This window comes from Streptomyces krungchingensis (assembly GCF_054729265.1).
Genome location: NZ_JBPUKY010000001.1, coordinates 1534540 through 1554195 on the forward strand (window position 1 = coordinate 1534540; position 19656 = coordinate 1554195).

The 19656-nt window shown below is 70.8% G+C and carries 17 protein-coding genes; all 17 read left to right on the forward strand.

The window, feature by feature from the left end; all coding sequences use genetic code 11:
* Position 1: 1 nt before the first annotated feature.
* The 17 genes from ACSYGO_RS06995 to ACSYGO_RS07075 all read left to right on the forward strand — a co-directional run bounded on the left by ACSYGO_RS06995 (position 2) and on the right by ACSYGO_RS07075 (position 19464).
* Positions 2-2689, forward strand: coding sequence for a hypothetical protein (locus tag ACSYGO_RS06995; RefSeq protein ID WP_460386147.1), 2688 nt, complete (start codon positions 2-4; stop codon positions 2687-2689).
* Positions 2686-3837 carry a C40 family peptidase gene (locus tag ACSYGO_RS07000; protein WP_460386148.1) on the forward strand — a complete coding sequence of 384 codons (1152 nt, stop codon included), beginning with the start codon at positions 2686-2688 and terminating at the stop codon, positions 3835-3837. The genes ACSYGO_RS06995 and ACSYGO_RS07000 overlap by 4 nt, the downstream gene beginning before the upstream one ends.
* Positions 3834-4478, forward strand: coding sequence for a hypothetical protein (locus ACSYGO_RS07005; protein ID WP_460386150.1), 645 nt, complete (start codon positions 3834-3836; stop codon positions 4476-4478). The genes ACSYGO_RS07000 and ACSYGO_RS07005 overlap by 4 nt, the downstream gene beginning before the upstream one ends.
* Complete coding sequence (locus tag ACSYGO_RS07010) at positions 4454-7069, forward strand: ATP/GTP-binding protein (RefSeq protein WP_460386151.1); 2616 nt, start codon at positions 4454-4456, stop codon at positions 7067-7069. The genes ACSYGO_RS07005 and ACSYGO_RS07010 overlap by 25 nt, the downstream gene beginning before the upstream one ends.
* Positions 7066-7983, forward strand: a complete 918-nt coding sequence (locus ACSYGO_RS07015; RefSeq protein WP_460386152.1) for a replication-relaxation family protein — start codon at positions 7066-7068, stop codon at positions 7981-7983. The genes ACSYGO_RS07010 and ACSYGO_RS07015 overlap by 4 nt, the downstream gene beginning before the upstream one ends.
* A 527-nt stretch (positions 7984-8510) precedes the next feature.
* Positions 8511-8885, forward strand: a complete 375-nt coding sequence (locus ACSYGO_RS07020; RefSeq protein ID WP_460386153.1) for a hypothetical protein — start codon at positions 8511-8513, stop codon at positions 8883-8885.
* A gap of 278 nt (positions 8886-9163) precedes the next feature.
* Positions 9164-9730, forward strand: a complete 567-nt coding sequence (locus ACSYGO_RS07025; protein WP_460386154.1) for an ATP/GTP-binding protein — start codon at positions 9164-9166, stop codon at positions 9728-9730.
* Between the two features lie 93 nt (positions 9731-9823).
* The gene (locus ACSYGO_RS07030; protein WP_460386155.1) at positions 9824-10456 is read left to right on the forward strand and encodes an SAF domain-containing protein; all 633 of its coding nucleotides are present in this window, start codon (positions 9824-9826) and stop codon (positions 10454-10456) included.
* Complete coding sequence (locus ACSYGO_RS07035) at positions 10456-11277, forward strand: hypothetical protein (protein WP_460386156.1); 822 nt, start codon at positions 10456-10458, stop codon at positions 11275-11277. The genes ACSYGO_RS07030 and ACSYGO_RS07035 overlap by 1 nt, the downstream gene beginning before the upstream one ends.
* The gene (locus ACSYGO_RS07040) at positions 11267-12742 is read left to right on the forward strand and encodes a CpaF family protein (protein WP_460386157.1); all 1476 of its coding nucleotides are present in this window, start codon (positions 11267-11269) and stop codon (positions 12740-12742) included. The genes ACSYGO_RS07035 and ACSYGO_RS07040 overlap by 11 nt, the downstream gene beginning before the upstream one ends.
* Positions 12739-13695: a type II secretion system F family protein gene (locus tag ACSYGO_RS07045; RefSeq protein ID WP_460386158.1), complete on the forward strand. Its 957-nt coding sequence runs from the start codon at positions 12739-12741 to the stop codon at positions 13693-13695. The genes ACSYGO_RS07040 and ACSYGO_RS07045 overlap by 4 nt, the downstream gene beginning before the upstream one ends.
* The gene (locus ACSYGO_RS07050; RefSeq protein WP_460386160.1) at positions 13692-14576 is read left to right on the forward strand and encodes a type II secretion system F family protein; all 885 of its coding nucleotides are present in this window, start codon (positions 13692-13694) and stop codon (positions 14574-14576) included. The genes ACSYGO_RS07045 and ACSYGO_RS07050 overlap by 4 nt, the downstream gene beginning before the upstream one ends.
* Positions 14577-14617: 41 nt before the next feature.
* Positions 14618-14833 (forward strand): hypothetical protein, encoded by a 216-nt coding sequence (locus ACSYGO_RS07055; protein ID WP_460386161.1) that lies wholly within the window; start codon positions 14618-14620, stop codon positions 14831-14833.
* The gene (locus tag ACSYGO_RS07060; RefSeq protein ID WP_460386162.1) at positions 14833-15252 is read left to right on the forward strand and encodes a TadE family protein; all 420 of its coding nucleotides are present in this window, start codon (positions 14833-14835) and stop codon (positions 15250-15252) included. The genes ACSYGO_RS07055 and ACSYGO_RS07060 overlap by 1 nt, the downstream gene beginning before the upstream one ends.
* Before the next feature lie 8 nt (positions 15253-15260).
* Positions 15261-15710 carry a TadE/TadG family type IV pilus assembly protein gene (locus tag ACSYGO_RS07065; protein WP_460386163.1) on the forward strand — a complete coding sequence of 150 codons (450 nt, stop codon included), beginning with the start codon at positions 15261-15263 and terminating at the stop codon, positions 15708-15710.
* Positions 15710-16159, forward strand: a complete 450-nt coding sequence (locus ACSYGO_RS07070; RefSeq protein ID WP_460386164.1) for a pilus assembly protein TadG-related protein — start codon at positions 15710-15712, stop codon at positions 16157-16159. Before ACSYGO_RS07065 ends, ACSYGO_RS07070 begins: the two co-directional genes overlap by 1 nt.
* Positions 16159-19464: a LysM peptidoglycan-binding domain-containing protein gene (locus ACSYGO_RS07075; RefSeq protein WP_460386165.1), complete on the forward strand. Its 3306-nt coding sequence runs from the start codon at positions 16159-16161 to the stop codon at positions 19462-19464. Before ACSYGO_RS07070 ends, ACSYGO_RS07075 begins: the two co-directional genes overlap by 1 nt.
* Positions 19465-19656 lie beyond the last annotated feature (192 nt).

Consider the following 19656-nt stretch of genomic DNA (forward strand, 5'->3'; position numbering starts at 1 on the left):
CATGTGGCGTCCAGACTGCGGCACTCTTCGCTGCGTCGGCTTCGTTTTGCTGCTCACCTGTGTGTTCGTCGTCGTGAACAGCCAGGTCGTCTACGCGGCGAGCACCAGCAGCAGCGAGACGGGAGATCTGCTGGCCCCGTTGGACATCACCTCTTCCGAGGGGGTGCCGATCAACGGGTACGAGCTGAACGCTTCGGGCGGATCGATCGTCGCGTTCAAGTCCCAGGCCTCGGCCTTCGCCCTGTCCGGCCTGTTCACCTTGATCCGGCTGCTGGTCGGGCTGGCCGGGTGGGCGATCGAGCTGGCCTTCCGGTTCCCGCTGCTGAAGATTCTGACCCGTCCCGCGCAGAGGGTCGCCGATGCCTACAACGGCGTGGTCGTCGACACGCTCGGTCTCAAGGGCCTGGTGCTGGCGTGGGCGTTCGTGTTCGCCGCCTTCATGATCGTGCGCGGCCGGGTCGGGCGGGGTCTGGGCGAGATCTTTCTGACGCTGCTGATCGCGGCGTTCGCAGCGTCGACGTTCGTGCGGCCTGATTACCTGCTCGCCGAGGACGGGCCGCTGGGGCAGGGGCAGCAGGTGGGCGCCGAGGTCGCGCAGCGGTCCGTGAACTCCTACGGCTGGGGTGGGAAGCTCGCCGGCCGCGGCCCGTGTGACGGTCAGGCCGGTAACGCGGAGCTCGTGTGCCTGGAGCGTGAGGGCGAGGGCCCGGTGTCGGCCGCGGAGGTGGCGCGTCCGATTCAGGATTCGGTCACGAACGCGCTGATCGTCAAGCCGTACATGTTGCTGCAGTACGGGCGGATCCTCGATCCGGCGAAGGCGTCCGACAGCAAGGCCTACGCCGTCCATCTGAAGTGGATCACCGGCGGTTACAAGGCCGGTGCGGTCAAGGATGACAAGGACGATCCGTGTGGGCTCCTCAAGGGCCCGGCGAAGAAGTGGTGCCATCGCGAGCACGCTGGACAGTCCGCCGGTGATGCGCTGCCCGACTTCACCCCCGGTGGGCAGCTCCTCGACAGCGCTTCTCCCGTGGTCAGCGAAGAGGATCAGGAGTTCGCCGCTTTCCTCGCCGATCTGAAGAAGGCCGGCCCGGTCGGCAGATCCTGCGCCGCCTACGCCGAGAAGCCGACGTGGTGGCGGGTGGGCGGCGCCGCTCTGCTCCTGGTCGCCGCGCTGTTCGTCTGCGGCATGCTCCTGTCTTCCGCGATCGTGATGCTGGGCACGCAGGCCGCGTGCGCGGCGGCTGCGGCCGCCGGAGGTGTCACGTTCGTCGCCGGCATGCTGCCCGGGCCGCCGCGTCAGAGCGTGTGGAAGTGGCTGTCCTTGTGGGGCGTCGGCATCCTCGCTCTGGTCGGCGTGTGCGCGTTCGTGCCGTTCTTCGGGATCGCCGTCGACGCCACCATCACCGACGGCCCCGACCTGATGGTGGAGCGGATCCTGCTGATCGATGTGCTGGCCATCGTCGGTGCGGCCGGTCACCGCCGCCTGCTGACCGGTATCACGTCGTTCGGTCGGCGCATGGCGATACGCATGCGCTACGCCAAGGTCGGTGGCACGCACATGCCCGGCGACACCAGCGAGCTCGGCGCCGCGCTCGCCATGAACTCGCCCGCAGCGATGGGCGGATTCGGCGGCGGTCTGCGCACCCTGGTGGGCGGTCGGGGCGGCCGGTTTGCCATGCTCGGCACCCGTCACCGGCTCATGGGTGCGCTGTCCTCGCTCGTCGACGGCGCGGGGATGCCGGTGGCCCCGGGCCGGATCCTCAGCGATGCCACCGCCGAGGCTGGACGCGGTCTCGCGCCCCTCAGCGCGGCGGCCGCCGTGGGCGGCCTGGGGGTGAGGGTGGGCGCAAAGGGCACGCATTGGCTGCTGATCGGCCGCCGCCCGGACAGGGTGCAGCTGGCCAAGTGGCGTAAGCCCACCGCCGACGGCGACCCGCCCACGGGCGGCCGGTCGGACGGCAGCAGGTCACCCGGTCCAGGACCGCGCAGGCCCCAAGGCCCTTCCGAGCGGTATCGCACCGAGACCGGCCAGGTCGTGGACCGCACCACCGGCCAGGTGCTGCACGACCAGACCGGCGATCGCACCCTGCTGTCCACGCGGGCCCACAACCGGCTGGTCCGCTTCCGCGGGTACCGCATCCTGCACCGCGGCGGCCGGGTCGCCTACGGGGCAACAGTCGGGCTGCCCGCGAACATCCGCCGGGCCGAAGCGGGCGGATCACGCTACTCGCACGACGTCCGCCAGCAGGTGCGGGTGTGGGGCAACACCCTGCGCGAGGACGGCCGCGCCTGGAGCGCCGCCGGTCGCCGCGTCCAACGCACCATGCGCGAGGACACCGACGACCGTGGCGCCCAACCGCCCTTCGCCGGCAGCCGCCGACTGCCGACAGCTCCTGCCCCGTCCACTGCGACGCCGGGAACACCCGACCGCTCCACGGTGGCCCGCCGTGTCCGACCGACGGCACCAGGCAGTTCACCGACGCATCCCGAACAGCGCGTGCGGCGGCAGCCGGACGGGACTCAGCTCCCCGGCGTCGGACGCACGGGCGCCCAGGCACGCAACGAGGCGCGGGAGCGGATGCGGGAGCTGATGCGGCGCACCGCGCCCGAAGCCGAACGACTGCGCCAGCAGCGGGAGCAGCAGCGCCGGGGCGGTCCAGGCGACGAAGGCCAGGGGGAGGGCGAGTGAGGACCCCTCACAGGCGCCGCATCAGGCGCTGGGTGTGCGTGGTCGCGTTGCTGCTGTGCGCGGCCGTGTGCTGCACCGCGCCGCTGTCGGGTGCGATCGGCGCGGTCACGGCCCTGCAGATGGCCGCCGACGGCGGCGGGATCGCCGAGGGCGGCAGCGCGGCCGACATTCCGCCGCGCATGCTCACCGCCTACAAGAAGGCCGTCCAGCAGGTGGACCAGCATGCGCCGAAGTGCCGGGGCATGCGCTGGCCGGTCCTCGCCGGGATAGCGAAGGTCGAGTCCAACCATGCTGTGGGCCGCAGCATCGCCGCGGGCGGCGACATCCGCCCGAAGATCTACGGAGTCCTCCTCAACGGCTCCGGCGCCGGTGGCAACACGACCGCCTTCCCCGACACCGACGGCGGGAAGTGGGACGGCACCGCGCACGGCGAACGAGCCGTCGGCCCGTTCCAGTTCCTGCCCTCCACCTGGGACTCGATCGGCAAGGACGCGAACGGCGACACGACAGCGGATCCGCACAACGCCGACGATGCCGCACTCGGCGCCGCCCTCTACCTGTGCGGCAGAGGCCGCGACCTGGCCCAGCGCTCCCAGCTGAAAGCCGCGATCTGGCAGTACAACCACTCAAGCGCCTACGTGGACAACGTGCTGGGCTGGATCGACCAGTACGGGGCGGCCGCCACAACCCCGGACCTGGGCAACGTGTCCAGGAAGACCAAGACCCTCCTCGAGGCGGCGCTGTCCCAGCGCGGCATCCCTTATTCGTGGGGCGGCGGCAACGCGAACGGGCCGTCGTACGGGATCTGCTGCTCCCCCAGTGGCAAGAGCGGCGCCGCCATCAAGGGCTTCGACTGCTCCGGGCTCACCACGTACGCCTATGCCCGGGCCGGGATCCGCCTCCCCCGAACCGCGGCCGGGCAGGCCGCAGTCGGGCGGCGGATCCCCGCGAGTGCGGGCACCAGTGCGCTCAAAGCCGGCGACCTCGTCTTCTACGCCTACGCTCCCGGCCGCGATTCGACGATCTACCACGTCGGCATCTACCTGGGCGGCGGTCAGATGATCAACGCTGCCCGCCCGGGAACGGTGGTACGCCAGGGCGCCGTCGACGCCGTGCCCGGCTACGCGGGAGGGGCCCGCCTGCTATGACCTCGCCCCGTCTGCTCCTGATCACCGCCGTTCTCCTGGCGGCGACCGGCGTGTTCGTCCTGTCGACACCTCCGGACGGGCCGGATCATCCCGGCGCCTCACCGAACCGGTCTGCGGTTGTGTCCGCCACACCCGCGCCCCACCCGTCACCGCCCGCCCGCTCAGTCGGAGTCAGCCCGAGGACCGGCACGAGCTCCACGACGGCGCGGCCGACAACGGAGCCGGCCAAGACCCCGGCGCTGCCTCCCCACGGTGAGGGCATCGCCGGTGACCGGGCCATCCAGCAATCTCTGGAGCGGGCCTGGCCCGCGGACCTGTCGCCTGCCGACGAGCAGCAGCTGCGCGAACGGGGCACGGCCTTGCTGCGCGCGGACGCCACCGGGATCGGCCGGGCCAACTGGCCGGACATCTACGGGGACCGGGACCGTGCGGTCGCGCCCGCATTCGCCACGGCCCGATTCCGTGTCCAGGCGGTCATCGCCCGCCGCAACGGCACAGCCGGCCAGGCCGTGGCGCACCTGGTGTGGGCGGGCACCGACCGGGGCGGCACCTTCACGGACGGCCGCATCACCGACTGGTACTTCACCCGCACCACCACGAAGAAGGGAGCCCCGGCATGGACGCCGCAACCCCAACACTGACCGGCATCCTGGCAACCGGCCCGGTCGTCGGCCTGCTCACCCATCTGTTCACCACAGCACACTGGTTGGGCGCGCACTTGTTCTTCCTCGCGGCGGCCGTCGCCGTGGCGGCGGTGGCCGGGGAGGTGGTGGTGCGCCGGCTGGCGGCGCGGGCATCGTCGCAGCGCATGGCGCTGGAGCTGGTCGCCGCCAGGCACTTCGAGCCGAGCATGGAAGAGATCTTCCGGCACGGTCTGCAGCTGGCCCGCGCATCGGCCGCCGTACCGTGGTGGGCTCCGCGCAGGGCCCGGACGGTGCAGGTTCGGCTGCGGGCCGACGGCACGGCGCCGCTGCGCTACCGCATCGAGGGTCCGGCCGGCAGTGAACGACTGCTGTCCATCAACCCGTTCGGACCGGACGTCACCGCCACCAAGGCGCAACCGATCACCGACAAGCCGCGCAAGCACACAGTGCGCGCGGAGTTCGTCCTGCGGGGCAGGCCTGCGGCCCCGCTGCGGGAGGTGCCGCTGGAACCGGATCCGTTGCAGCCGCTCGTGGACGCCGTGTCCGACCTGAACGCCGAGCTCGGCGACCTCGCCGAGATCCACGTCGACATCCAGCAAGCCCCCCGGTGGGCCCTGCGGCTGCGGCGCCGTCAACTGCTCGCCGCCGCACACCAGGCCGCCCGCGTCGACGCGCACCGGTCCTCCCGCTGGCTGCGTCAGGGCACCGACAGGCGAGACTCCGTCCTGGCGCACCTGCAGGACCAGCTCGGCGGCACGCCGGGTGCGGGCTCGTCACGGCGGCTTCTGGTTCCGCCGGCGCCGCGCCGGGTGGACGAGACCGAAGCGCTGGGCAAGCTCACCGATGACGCAGACGACCAGTTGGTGCGGGTGCAGCTGCTCGTGGTGTGCCGGGCGGACAAGGATGTCCGCGCCACGGCGCGGCTCGCACAAGTCCAAGCGGCACTGGACGTGTTCGGGGGCCGCTCGCGGTGGGCGTTGCGCGGATGGCGGCTGGGGCCGTGGCGGGTGGGGGCCGACCATTGGCTGCACCGGTCCAGCTTCGAGCGGCGGTGGGATCTGGGGCACTGCCGGCCGCCACGACCCAACTGGGTGCGTATGGGGGAGCTCACCGGCCTGCTCAAGCCCCCGACCATGCACTGCCGTCTGCCACTGCTCGCCGCAGACCTGCCGACATTCGTGCTCGGGGACCCGCAGTTGCTGCTGCAGGGCAGCTACCGGCATCCAGAAGGCCACCAGCGCCTGGTCGCCACCCACGCGGACGAGACGTTCTTCGAGGTCAGCGTCGGCAAGGCCGGCGGTGGAAAGACGGAGCGGGCCCTCGCGCAGGCGATCGGCTGGGCCCACGCCGGCGGCGGGCTGATGTTCGTCGACCCGCACCGCGACTCCTGGCCCCGCGCCATGCCATTCCTGGCCCACGACGACCTGATGGACCGGATCATGCTGGTCGACCTCAATGGCCTCGGCCCCTCCCCACGAGTAAGTTCGTGGAACCCGATCGGCATGCAGCACGGCCAGGCACCGCACGAGGTCGTCGAAGCCGTCACCGACGCCTACGCGTCCGCGCTGGGCTGGGACGACGCGACCGCGCCACGCGCCATCACCATCGTGACCGCCGCGTTGGCCGTCCTGGTCGCGGTCAACGCGGCCGCCTGCCGGGCGGGCAGGCCCGAACACCAGGCAACCCTCTTCCACATGCGGGCCCTCGCCACCGATCCGGGCTTCCGGGCGGCGGCGCTCGCCGTCGCCGAGGACGGCATCGATGAAGAGACCCGCTCCTGGTGGCGGGCCGTGTTCCCGACCCTGTCGCCCGATGCCTGCGCGGTCGTCCTCAACCCGATGGCCCGCCTGGCCGCAAACCCCGTGACCCGGGCGTTCCTGGGCCAGCCGGTCGGCGTCTACGACATCCGCACCGCGATGGACTCCCGCAGGATCGTGTGGGTGTGCCCGGGCGGCGGCGGGCCCACCGACCGCCTCCTCACCGCCCTGCTGGCACGCGACCTTTTGCGGGCGGTGCGTTCGCGCCGCGACCTGCCCGAGGACCAGCGGCTGCCGTTCCGCACCTACTTCGACGAACTGATCACCCTCACCGGCACGGCACCGCAGACCATCGCCGCCATGCTCGAGGACTTCCGCAAGTACCGCGTGCACGTCCACGGCATGACGCAGCTGCTCGCCCGCCTCCCCGCCCCGGTCCGGCTGTCGCTGATGCAGAACGCCTCCACGCTGGCCACCACCGCCGGGTCGACATCCGCGATTGAACCGGTCACCGCCGAGTGGGGAGGCAATCCGAGCCCGGAGCGTGTGGCGACCATGGAGCGCTTCTCGCACTACATGTCCATGACCGTACGCGGCCAGCGCATCGGCCCGGTGAAAATACGCGGCCCGCACCTGGACACCCTCTTCGACGCCCAAGCCCGCCCCACGAAGGTCCCGGACCTGCAACGGGCCGCCCTCACCAACGCCAACGCCCTCCCCCTCACCGACCTGACCGAGCACGCCACCAGCCAGCTCGAACGCGTCACCGCCTTCCTCACCGAACACGCCCCCGCCGCAAGCCGCGTCCGTCTGACAAAGGGATACGAATGAACACCGCCCAGCCCCCGCAGCACGACCCTGCGGACGGGTTCACGCCCAGCACCGTCGAACCGCTCGCCCACCAACTGCTGGCCACCCTCGCCCAGCACCGCATGGCCACCACCCACCAACTCCACGTGCTGCTGCGCCCCGACCGCACCCGCCAGTCCGTCTCCCAACAGCTCAACACCCTGCGCCGCGAACGCCTGGTCGACTTCGCCGTCCTACCTCAGGCCTACCGCACCCGCGTCTGGTACCTCACACCGAAGGCGGCGCGACTGACCCGTGACTGGCCCGCACTGCGCGGCCGGCCCCCGTATCCGATCACCTCCGGGTCCACCGCCTCGCTCAAGACGCCCCACACCCTCACCGTGCTGCGCACCCACCTGGCGTTCGTCGCCGACGCACGCCGCCGCGGTGACGAACACGGCCACCTCGACTGGACCCCCGAGGTGTTCCACATGATCGGCGAAGGCGAGCGGGTCGTCGCCGACGCGGTCATGCACTACACCCTCACCAGCGGCGAACACGGCGAGCACCGCCGCAAGCTGCGGGCATTCATCGAAGTCGACCGCACCACCATGAGCAGCGAACGCCTCGCCGCCAAGCTGATCGAGTACGCGCGCCTGTGGTCCTACGAGCCCCCGGCCATGGGACGGCGCCGCGCTACCGGCCCGGGCTGGCTGCGCTGGTACCCGGTCTTCCCCCGCGTCCTGTTCGTACTGACCGGCGCCATGCGACCCACCCTGCGCAACCGAATCCGAGACCTGCAGGCCATGGCAGCCCAACACCCCCTCGTCATCGACCTCGCCCGCAACGTGCAGCTGGGAGCCGCCGTGCTGGAAGACCTCGAAGAACACGGCGCCACCGCCAACGTATGGGTGCCGCTCGCGGGAGGAGAGAAGCGCGCATGGTCGGAACTGTGACCCTCGGCGCGCTGCGGGGTCGGCGGATGTCCGACGTGCCGCGCCCGCAGCGGGCTCGAAAAGCCCTAGAACCACATATCGACTTCCGGTTTCGAATGTGACCGGATACGTCCCGAGATGCGCGAGTGAACTCGCATACACGACTGCGAAGTTGACTGGCGTATGCGTAGCCTTCCGATTACGCAAACGCATCACCGCAGCTCGACCAAGCCGCGGAGGGTGCCCAGCCGCCATGCCCGGCCTCCAGGGCAGCGGCCACCTCGCACCGCGTCGCACGGGGAGACAACGTGACACGAGCACCACGCCCGTACGGGCGCACCAACCTTCGCATCTGGAAGCTCGCAACGGCCCTACTCATCACCGGTGGTCTGACGGCACTGTCCGCGTGCAGCAGCGACGGAGGCTCGAGCGACACCGCCAAGCCGTCAGCCACGCCGTCGGCCGCTGCGCCATCGAGCTCGGCGTCGCCGAGTCCGAGCTCGTCTGGGTCCGTCGACCGGGCCGCCGTCCTTCAGGCGTACAGCCAGATGTGGGACGAGCAGGTCAAGGCGTACGCGAAGGGCGGCGCGGAAGGGACCGACCTCAGCAAGTACGCGGCAGCGCTCGCATTGTCGGGCACCGAGGACGATCTGAAGGACCTGCGGACCAAGGGCATCGTCACCACCGGCGCACCCACGCACAAGACCGAGGTCGACACGCTTGAGATGGACAAGAAGGTTCCCCACGCGAAGCTGACGGACTGCATGGACAGCACCGACTGGAAGTTCGTCTACCGCAAGTCCGGCAAGCCCGTACAGATGCCGAAGGACCGGCTCGTTCGCTACGTGACGAAGGTCGAGGCAGAGAGATGGGGGAAGCAGTGGAAGATCGTGGACGTCGTTCCTCAACAACGCGCCTGCTGACTCGCGCTGGCCTGGGTCTGTCCACCGCGTTCTTAGGGGCGCTGATAGCCCCGGCGCAGGCCATGGCGAGCCCGTGGGACGGCGGCAGCTGCGGCAGCGCTGGCAAGTGGGTGGTGTGCGAGGCGGACGACGACTCTTCCGCCCCGGGATCTGGTTCGCATCCCTCCGATACCGGAGGCGGCAAGGCCAGCAAGCCCGTGTGCACCGTCAAAAAGCTGGAGCCGCAACCGCCGCCCGGAAGCCTGTACTGGGAGGGGAAGTCCTCGAGGGACGGCGCGGTGTACGAGCGCACCTGCAAGAACGGCCCGGACGGCGCCCCAGTCAACAGCACGTTCGTCGCAGACACGCCACCCGGTGAGCCCCCTGTCGATCCGGCCGTGGTCGCGCAGCAGGCCGTCGCCAAGATGAAACTCGCCGGTCCCGAGATCGCCAGCCCGCGCACGACCGGCACCTACATCGTAGGCATCCCCATGTGGATGTGGGTGAACAAAGGCCCCACCACATACGGGCCGAACACCGCCTCAGCCACCGCGGGAGGCGTCACGGTGACTGCTACCGCCAACGTCACGAAGATCGTCTGGCGGATGGGTGACGGAGCGACAGTGTCCTGCAGCGGAGCCGGCACGAGGTACACGGCCGCGTACGGCAAGGAGGAATCCCCGACCTGCGGCCACACCTACACCCGCACGTCGGCCGCCCAGAAGGACAGGAAGTACGGGGTGACCGCCACCGCCACCTGGGCTGTCGACTGGCAGGTCAACGGGGGTGGTGTGACGGGCCAGTTCACCGAGACCAGGCAGTCACAGACACAGGTGGGGATCGGCGAGTTGCAGGTCGTCAGATAGCGCCGCGGGGAGGACAAGACGTTGAACAACACCAAGGAATCGACAGCGGTCACCGATCGCGCCTTACCTCAGCAGGCTGGAGTGGCCGGGCCCGTGAGCCCGCCCCGGGTGTCGGCGCGCCGTCGCCGTCCGGGCGTGATCGCGTTGTCGCTGGGGCTGATCGCGGCCGGCGGTGCGGGCGTCGCGGTCCTTCTGCTTCAGGTGGGGCACCGCACCGAGGTCGTGACTGTGGTCCGTGACGTGCAGGTGGGCCAGGTCCTCACCGAGCAGGACCTGGGCACGGCGTCCATCGCCCTTGATCCCGCAGTGAAGGCTGTCACCGCCGACGACGTGGACCAGGTTGTCGGCAAGCGGGCGGCCGTGGAGCTCCGGCCCGGCTCGCTGCTGGCCCCGTCGCAGGTGACGAAGGACAGTCTCGTCGAGGCGGGCGAGCAGTTGGTGCCGATCGGGCTTAAGCCCGAGCAGATACCGGCGACAGCTCTGGTGCCGGGCCAGAAGGTCCAGCTGGTGCACGTCCCTGCGCAGGGAGAGACGGATACGGACAAGTCGTCCGGCAGCCCTCCGAAGACGCTTCCTGGCAGGGTGGTGAAGGCTTCCAGCGCAGCCCCGGGCACCGGAGTGGTGGTCGTCGACGTCGCCACTTCGGCCACGGACGGTCCGACCGCCGCGGCGTGGGTGTCGTCCGGCACTCTGCGTCTGGTCCTCGCCGCCCCGGACGGCCGCTGATGGCCGTGATCGCGCTGGCCGGGTCCAGTGGCTCCCCCGGCGTGACTACCAGCGCGCTCGCACTGCTGCTCGCCTGGCCGCTGGAGCCGGGCCGGCGGATGATCCTGGCCGAGTGTGACCCCGACGGCGGTGCCGTGCTGCACGGCCTGTTACAGGGCACGCTCGGCGACCGGTACGGGCTGCACAACTTATCTGTCGCGGCGCGCAAGGGAGAGTTCGGTGATGCTTTTTGGAGACAGCTGATCAATCTGGCTCCTGAGGACGGCACGGACGCGGCAGCGCCCGACCGGCTGCTGTTGCCGGGCATCACCGACCCCGCGCAGGCCGCGAGCCTGGGCTCGGTGTGGAAGGTGCTGGCCAAGATGTTCCGCGGCATCGAGGCCGACCACGGTCACGATGTCCTGATCGATCTCGGACGCCACGGAGCGTTCGGCCCTTCCGCTGTCCTGGCCGACCAGGCCGACGCCGTGATCGTCGTGGTTCGCAACACCCTGCGCTGCCTGCAGTCCGCACAGGGCAGGGTGCGCCAGTTGCAAGAGCGGATCGGGGACGTCGGACTGCTGATCATCGACGAAGGCCCCTACCCTGCAGGCGAAGTGCAGCGCGTGCTCCGGGCGTCGGTGGTGGCCACTCTGCCCCACGCCCCGTCGGAGGCCCGGGTGCTGTCGGACGGTGACGAACAGCCCCGGCACTTCACCAAGTCGAAGCTGATGAAGGCAGCACGGACCGCCTCCACTCTGCTGGTGCAGCGAGCAGCCGTCCGGCGGTCTCGCCTCGATCCGCGTGCCGCCTTCGCCGCGGAGGTGCCTGGTGCGCGGTAGGCCTCTGCACGACGACCCGACCGTGGCTCCGGCGCCCGGCCCCCGCCCGGTCAGGGCGGCGTCTGTCGGCGGCGCCTCGAGTACGCACGCGCTAGGCAGCCCAACGCCGCAGGTCACGGTGGACTACCGGGTTGCCCGGCATATTGCGGCCCAAGTGGCCAAGCAGCGCGAGGAACTGCTGAAGAGCGCACCGGACATGGACCGGGCCAGCGAGGAGCAGCGCTGCCTGGACTGGATCAACGAAGCTGTCGCGCTGTGGTCGGACGCTCAGGCCATGGCGCCGCAGCAGGACGAAGCACTACGGCGCGCGGTCTACGACCTGCTCTTCCGCGCGGGGCGGCTCCAGCCCTACCTGGACGACGACCGGGTCGAGAACATCATCATCCAGGGTCCGAACGAGGTGTGGCTCGACTACGGCGACGGTGAGCGTCGCATGGTCGGTCCGATCGCCGACTCCGAGGATGAACTGCTGGAACTGTTGCGGGAGCTGGCCCGGGGGTCGGGGCACAACGAGCGCACTATTTCCACCGCGAACCCGACCCTCGCCTTGTCGCTGCAGGACGGCTCCCGCCTCCAGGCGATCACCGGTCTGGGGCCTATGACGTATGCGGTCATCCGCCGGCACCGCGTCTCCCACGCAGACCTGGACGCCCTGGTCCGTCTCGGCACGATCGACCCGGTCCTTCGGGAGTTCCTCGGCGCGTGCGTGCGCGCGGAGAAGAACATCATGATCGCGGGCAAGCAAGCGGCCGGGAAGACGACACTGCTGCGCGCGATGCTCAAGGAGTTCGATCCCGAGACGCGGTTCGCGACCATCCAGACCGAGGACGAGCTGTTCGCCCACGCCAACGGCTACCACCGCCAGGTCGTCTCCTTGATAGGCCGCGAGTCCAACGGCGAGAAGGACGTCACCGGCCGCAGCGCCGGCGAGGTCACCCTCTTGGACCTGATGCACCCGGCGCTGCGGATGTCGCTGGAGCGGATCGTGGTGGGCGAGGTTCGCGGCGCCGAGGTCGTCGCCATGATGCAGGCGTTGACGAACGGGTCCGGCGGCAATTTGTGCACGCTCCATGCCCGGCACCCGAGCATCGTCTTCGACCGGATCGCCGAGCTGTACGCGCTCGCCCAGGACAACCTCTCGGAGACGCTCGCCTACCGGCAGACCGCCAACGGGCTCGACTTCATCGTCTACGTCGACATGACCGACGAGACGCAGATCGGAGGCCGCCGCCACCGCTACGTCTCCCACGTCCTGGAGCTGACCGGGATCGGCGAGAACGGACGCCCCGCCACGAACGAGATCTTCTCCCCCGGCACAGAGTTCGGGGAGCTGCGCGCGGTGCCGCGGATGGACCCGGCCTGCATCGACGACCTGCGCCGCGTCGGCTTCGACTCCGCCCTGCTCCAGCAGCCCTACGGCGCCTGGTCTGCGCCGCTGCCGCTGAAGGTGGTGGCGGGCCGATGACTCTGCTGTGGGCGCTGCTCAGCGGCATGATCCTGGTCGCCGGGCTGATCGGTATGGTGGCCGGCGCGGTCGGCACGACGGCTCCACGCCGGGCGCCGCTGCGCACGCGATGGCAAGCGCGGCGCAGCGGAGGCCGGCCGAGCGAGGACACCCGGCTGCGCCGGCGGACGCTGGCGGTTGCGGCCGCTGTCGTGTTCGTCGCGGTGTGGCTGGCCTCGGGGAACTTCGTGGGCGGCGCGTTGCTCGGCGCGGCCGTTATCGGGGTGCCCTGGCTGATCAGTCCGGCGCAGCTCGCGCAGGCACGGATCGGCCAGCTGGAGGGCTTGTCCGAGTGGACGCAGCGGCTGGCCGGTCTGCTCCGCCTCGGCATGGGCCTGGAACAGGCAATGATCACCAGCCGTCAGGGGGCACCGGAGGAACTCGCCGGACAGATCATCAACCTGTCCGACCGACTGCGCCTGGGCTGGCGGCCGCAGGAAGCACTCCGCGCCTTCGCCGAAGAACTCGACGACGTCACCGGGGACAAGGTGGTCGCGGCGCTCATCCTCTCTGCGGGGGACCGCGGGCCAGGCCTGGCGCAGGCGTTGGAGGATCTGGCGGGAACGGTCCGTGAGGAGGTCGCCAAGAAGCGGGCTGTCGAGGCCGACCGGGCCAAGCCGCGGACCACGGTGCGCTGGATGACGATCATCACTGTCGGTGTCGTTGTCGCCGGGTTCTTCGTCCCCTCCTACACTCGGCCCTACTCCACGCTGCTCGGACAACTGGTGCTCGCCTTTCTAACCGCTGGCTTCGTCGGTGTCCTGGCGCTGATGCGGCAGCTGGGCACCTTCCGCCGCATCCCGCGCTTCCTGGTCACCGACCCGGCCAGCACCGTCCGGCTGCCCGCCCCAGCACCTGCGCCGGAGCCAGGCCCGGTGGGCCCTGGCCGGCTTGCTGAAGGAGCCGCACCGTGAACCTGCTTCCCGTCGTGGCCTGCGGCGGCACCGTGGGCGCCGGCCTGGCCCTGCTGGTGCGCGAATTGCTGCGCCCCCAGCCCGCTCTGGCCGCCGCGCTCGCACGCAGCGCGCCAGCCACGTTGACCATGCCCGAGCCGGACCTGGACCGCGATGAAGTGTGGGGGCGGTGGTTGCTGGCCCGCATGGAGCGTCTGCCCGGCGTGCGGATCCCGGCGAAGAACCTGGCACTGATCGGGCAGGGTCCGGGCCAGTTCATGCTAAAGAAGGTGGCGTTCGCCGCGCTGGGGCTGCTGTGCCCGGTGGTTGCGACGATTCCGTGGATCATCGCCGGGGTGGGCCTGCCGTTCTACGTGCCCGCTGCCGTTGGACTGCTCGTCGCGGGTCTGCTGTTCATCACCCCGGACCTCGCGGTGCGGGACCAGGCCAAGCGGGCACGTGAGGAGTTCGCGCACGCTCTGTCCGCCTACCTGGACCTGGTCGCGCTCAAGCGGGCTGCTGACGCCGGACCTGCTGAGGCGCTGGAGAAGGCCGCAGAGGTCGGCCGCGGCTGGCCCTTCCTGTTCCTGCAGGGTGCCCTGCGCCGGGCCCGGCTGGAGAAGATCCCGCCGTATCAGGCGTTGGCGGAACTGGCCGCCGAGTACGACCTGCCCGTCCTAGGCGACGTCGCCGACATCATGCGCGGATCGGCCACGGACGGCGCCGCCGTCTACAAGGCCCTGCGGGCCCGCACCGCCGCGCTGAACGCGGAACTCCTCGCCGATCAGGCGACGGAGGCGAACGCGGCCAGCGAGCGGATGACCGCACCCGGGGCCCTGCTCGCCGTGCTGGTCATGTTGCTGATGGCCTTCCCCGCTGTGATCCGCATGCTCACTGTCTGAGACCACATCACCCCACCCGACGCTTGAGAGAGGGAGTAACCATGAGGAACACCGCCGCCCGCACCTACCGTGCCATGTACTGGCTGACGAGCCGTCTGCAGGACGGCCTGGATGAGGTCAAGCGACGGCCGGACCGCGGTGACATCTCCACCACCACCGTCATCATCTGGGTCGCCGCGGTCACCGGCGCCGTCCTGATCGCCGGAAGCATCGCCGTGGTGATCGCCAAGTACAACGGCAAGCTGTCCGGCCTGTAATGCGCCCCGAGCTGAGGGACTGGTGGCAGGGCCGGCGCTTCAGCGATGACCGGGGTGACACGTCCATCCAGATGGCGATCGTCTTCCCGTTCGTGCTGCTCGCCACCATCGCCGTCATCCAGGCGTCCATGTGGTACTACGCCCGGCAGATCGCCCTGACCGCAGCCCGCGAGGGCGCCGCCGCGGCCCGCGCCTACCAGGCCGGCCCCGGCGACGGAGCGGCCCGCGCACGGGACGTCCTGGCCCGCACGGCAGGAGACAGCCTGAGCGGCTACACCGTCGCCGCCGGCAGCGACGGGCAGCGGGTGCGGGTGCAGGTATCGGGGACCGCCATGTCGATGATCCCCGGCGTCGCCGGGCTGCAGGTCACCCAGTCCGCGTCCGGAGCAGTGGAACGCTGGACCGTCCCAGGGGAGTGAAGAACCGCATGCGCAAGGCCCGATGGAACCGCAGGTGCCGGAGCGACGACGGCAGTGTCGCGATCGAGGCTGCCATCATCCTCCCGTCACTGATCATGTTCTTGTGCCTGGCCATCGCCGGCGGACGGATCATCACCTCCGAGGCCAAGATCGATGCGGCAGCCGAGGACGCAGCCCGGGAAGCCTCCATCCACCGCACGGCAGCCGCCGCACAGCACGCTGCACAGGCGGCGGCCGCCGAATCCCTCACCGACCAGGGCATCACGTGCGCCTCCACCAGCGTCCACGTCAACACCGGCGGCCTGAGCGTTCCCGTCGGCCAAGTCGGCACCGTCACGGTGACCGTGACCTGCACCGTCCAACTGTCCGACCTCTTACTGCCCGGCGCCCCCGGAGCCCGAACCCTGACATCCACCGCAACGTCCGTCGTGGATCTGTACCGGCAGCGGGAGGCCTGATGACCCGGTGGAGGGCGGGGCAGGCACGGGCCGAACGGGGTGGGGTCACGGTGTTCGTCGCCGTGTGTGTACTGGGGCTGATCGGCATCATCGGTGTGGCCGTCGACGGCGGAGCGAAGATGGCCGCCACCGAACGCGCCGACTACCTCGCGGGCGAGGCCGCCCGGGCCGGCGGGCAGGCCATCGACCCCGCGAAAGCCGTCACGGGCAAGGCGATCGTCACCGACCCCCAGGACGCGGCCGCCGCCGCCCAGGCCTACCTGCGCTCCGCCGGCGCCACCGGCACCGTCACCGTCGCCGGCGACGGCAAGACGGTCAGCGTCACCGTGAACGGCTCCAGTGACACCACGTTTTTGTCGGCCGTCGGGATCGGGGCGCTGCCGGTGACCGGCCATGCCACCGCCACCCTCCTGCACGGCGTCACCGCACCCGAAGAATTAGGATCCTGATGCGCACTGCCACGACGTTGGGCCGGCTGTTCAAGGCCGCGGCAAGTTTGCTCGTCCTGGCCGCCATGGTCGGCGGGCTGCCGCTGGTGCTGGCCTGGGCCACCCCTGTCATCTGGGCATCGAGCCACGACGACCTGGCGCACCTGCTTGACCGGCAGGGCACCGCGAGCGTGTTCTTGCTCGTGCTGGTCGCGGTTGGTTGGACGGGGTGGGCGCAGTTCACGTTCTGCACCCTGCGAGAAGTGGCCGCGCAACTGCGCGGCCGCCGATGGCACGCCCCTCGCGGACTGGGCACCTCGCAGCGCGCCGCGGCCCTGCTGGTCGGCAGCATCCTGGTGCTGCTGCCCGCCGGATCCGCCCTGGCCTCCGACGCGCAGGCCGCCACCACCGCCGCAGCCGGCCACATCCCCGGACAGGCATCGCAGGCCGCACGGGCCTCGCACTCCGCCCACGCGTCCTCTGCTGTACCGGTATCGAGTGCGTCGTACACGGTGCGAGAGACGCGGCCCGCGGAGAGCTTGTGGAGCATCGCGGAGCGGGAGCTGGGCGACGGGCAGCGGTGGCGGGAGATCGCCGACCTCAACGAGGGACGCACCATGGGCGGCAGGCACGTCTTCCGCTCCAACAGCTTCCTGCAGCCCGGCTGGAAGCTGGCCATGCCCGACGATGCAGAGGATGCAGGGGACGAAGGCCTGCGGACGCAGACCGACAGCCGCAGCGCCGTCACCGCCAAGCACGAGGTTGTCACGGTCCACGTCGGTGACTCCTTGTCGAAGATCGCCGAGGATGAGCTCGGCGACGGCACGGCGTGGCCCACCCTGTTCGAGGCCAGCAAGGGCACGGCGCAGCCGGACGGCCTGCCCGCCATCACCGACCCCGACCTGATCTACGCGGGCCAGCAGGTCACCGTGCCCGGCGCCCGGCCGCACCCGACCCCTCCGACCCCGGACCGCCCGGACAAGGACCAGGACCAGGACGGCGACGGGGACGGCACCGGCAGCAAACCGCCGCCAGCCTCGCCCGCACCGCAGGAGCACACGCCCACCGGTCCCGGCGCCCAGGACGACGCGGACGTGCCGCCCGCGACACCGGGCCACAGTGCCCCGCCTGCACCCGAGTCGACGGCCCCGCGCTCACCGTCGGCCGATGCCACTCCCGACCAGACACCGACGCCCTCGCCCGACGCCGAGCCGGCGCCCGCCAGCGGTCTGCTGAGTCTGCGGACCGTGCTCGGGGCCGGCGCGCTGCTGGCCGCCGCCGTCACCGCAGCCCTCGCACTGCGCAGGACGCTGCAGCGCAGGCGCCGCGGGCCGGGCGAGACGATCGCCATCACCGAGCCCTCCTCCGCCGAGGCGCAGCTCGCGGCGGCCGCCGAACCCTCCGGCGCCGCCCGCCTGGACGTCGCGCTGCGCACGATGGTCCGGGCTGCCGAGTCGGTCGGCCGGGACGTTCCCCTGCTGCGGGCCGCGCGTCTCGATCCCCGCACCGTCCACGTGCTGCCCGACGACCTCGCTTCCGAGCCCCAGGAACCGTTCATGGCAGGGGCGGCCGGGTGGTGGCAGCTGGACGACGGCGCCGACCTCCTGGACCAGGACGAAGCCCGCACGATTCCGTCACCCCATCCTGCGCTGGTCACCATGGGCAGCACCGAATCCGGCGACCTCATCCTCGCCGACCTGGCCCGGCTGCCCGCACTGCTGCTGGACGGCACCGACGTGCACATCAGCGAGGTGTGCACGTCTATCGCCCTCGAACTCGGGATGAGCCCGTGGGCGCAGGACGTCGAAGTGATCGCCGTCGGATTCGGCGAGGACCTCCCCAATTTGCTGCCCACCTCCCGGATCGCGCACATGCGCCAGCCCGCGCACGCACTGCGTGACCTCACCGAGCGGCTGCTGGAGGTCCACCAGATGCCGGAGACCGCCCACCACCCCTATGTGGTGCTCTGCGCGACGGCTCTGGACGACGACACGGCATGGCAGTTCGCTGACGTCCTCGGCACGGACCTGCCCGTCCCGGCAACGCTGATCGCCCCGGCCGGCGCCGCGGTCCACCACTTCCCCCAGGCAGACATCCTCGCCGTCTCCGCCCAGACCCCGCAGCGCTTCGACTCTCTCGGCGTCGACATCACCGTGCAGCGCCTGGAACATCACGCCTACCAGCAGATCATCACCGCGCTCGCCGTCTCGGGGCAGCCCGCGCACGCGGCGGAGGGAGCCTGGCGGAACGTGCCCGGCGAACCCCTCGCGATGAAGCAGACCGCCGCCCGCGCCCAGGAGGAACCGACCAGTGGCGGCAGCACGGCACCCGCACCAGCCCTGTCCGGTCCGGACAGCACCGGATCCGGCGCGGTCGATGCCGTGTTCCCGGCTCTGCTGCAGGCCTCCGCCGACCCTGCCGCCTCGCTCCTGCCGCCCACGCCGGTCATACCGGCGGCCGGCCCCGGCAGCATCGAGTACGACGGCACGAACTCGAACGAGGCAACTGCGACCGCAGCGGCAGTGCTCGAGACCACGGCTCCAGCGAAGAACGTCGGAACAGGCAGGCTGCGGCAGGACAAGGGCGGCCCGGAGATCCGGGTGCTGGGGCCCGTCGAAGTGGACGGGGTTGGCAGCAACGGTCACGGACCCCGCACCGCTCAGTTGGCCTCCCTGCTGTACTTCCGTCCCGGCCGCACCGCCGACGCCCTGTGCACCGACATGGACCCCGTCCGCCCCTGGTCGACCGCTACCCTCAACGCCCGCCTCCAGGGCCTGCGCCGGGCGTTGGGCAACGACCCGGAAGGCGACCCCTACGTGCCGCGCCGCCGCCACGGCGACGACCCCTACCGGCTCGCCGACACCGTACGCTGCGACTGGACCCGCTTCGTCCAGCTCGCCGAACACGCACTCCCCCAAGGGCCGTCCGCACTGCCCGAACTGGAGGAGGCACTGTCTTTGGTCCGCGGCCGCCCCTTCGGCCCCCAGCCGCCCGCGTGGGCCGAACCGTTTCGGCAGGAGATGGTCACCCGGATCGTCGACGTCGCCCACACCGTGGCCAGCCACCGCACCCGGCAGGGCCCACACCGTGATCTCAGCGCCGCCCGGCAAGTCATCGCCCTGGGGCTGGACGTCGACGAGACAGCCGAACTGCTCTACCGGGACTTGATGATGGTGGAGCAGGCAGCGGGGAACCGGCCCGGCCTGCACGCCGTGATCGCCCGGACCCAGCAAATCGCCCAGGCCCTGGACTTTGACCTTGAGCTGGAGACCACCCAGCTGATCGGCGATCTCCTCAATGGCGCGGGGTCGAAAGCGCAAGCCTGATGGCTGCGGTGGACCGCCGAATGTCTGCGGAGGCCCTCGCGCCGCGAATCACAATGCGCTGAGCGGGATGTGAGGGCCCAATCACAGTCAGGATGAAGCCACCTGCTTGGCGGGCGCCTGTGGGGTTGCGTCCATGGAGATGGTGTATGGGTTCGACCTGATCCGGGGGTTTGCTCCGGCTTCTGGCTGATG

Bases quoted from the DNA above. Each gene is read 5' to 3' on its own strand.
- ACSYGO_RS06995 (WP_460386147.1), top strand. From the start codon at position 2: ATGTGGCGTCCAGACTGCGGCACTCTTCGCTGCGTCGGCTTCGTTTTG.
- ACSYGO_RS07005 (WP_460386150.1), top strand. From the start codon at position 3,834: ATGACCTCGCCCCGTCTGCTCCTGATCACCGCCGTTCTCCTGGCGGCG.
- ACSYGO_RS07010 (WP_460386151.1), top strand. From the start codon at position 4,454: ATGGACGCCGCAACCCCAACACTGACCGGCATCCTGGCAACCGGCCCG.
- ACSYGO_RS07015 (WP_460386152.1), top strand. From the start codon at position 7,066: ATGAACACCGCCCAGCCCCCGCAGCACGACCCTGCGGACGGGTTCACG.
- ACSYGO_RS07020 (WP_460386153.1), top strand. From the start codon at position 8,511: ATGTGGGACGAGCAGGTCAAGGCGTACGCGAAGGGCGGCGCGGAAGGG.
- ACSYGO_RS07035 (WP_460386156.1), top strand. From the start codon at position 10,456: ATGGCCGTGATCGCGCTGGCCGGGTCCAGTGGCTCCCCCGGCGTGACT.
- ACSYGO_RS07045 (WP_460386158.1), top strand. From the start codon at position 12,739: ATGACTCTGCTGTGGGCGCTGCTCAGCGGCATGATCCTGGTCGCCGGG.
- ACSYGO_RS07055 (WP_460386161.1), top strand. From the start codon at position 14,618: ATGAGGAACACCGCCGCCCGCACCTACCGTGCCATGTACTGGCTGACG.
- ACSYGO_RS07060 (WP_460386162.1), top strand. From the start codon at position 14,833: ATGCGCCCCGAGCTGAGGGACTGGTGGCAGGGCCGGCGCTTCAGCGAT.
- ACSYGO_RS07065 (WP_460386163.1), top strand. From the start codon at position 15,261: ATGCGCAAGGCCCGATGGAACCGCAGGTGCCGGAGCGACGACGGCAGT.
- ACSYGO_RS07070 (WP_460386164.1), top strand. From the start codon at position 15,710: ATGACCCGGTGGAGGGCGGGGCAGGCACGGGCCGAACGGGGTGGGGTC.
- ACSYGO_RS07075 (WP_460386165.1), top strand. From the start codon at position 16,159: ATGCGCACTGCCACGACGTTGGGCCGGCTGTTCAAGGCCGCGGCAAGT.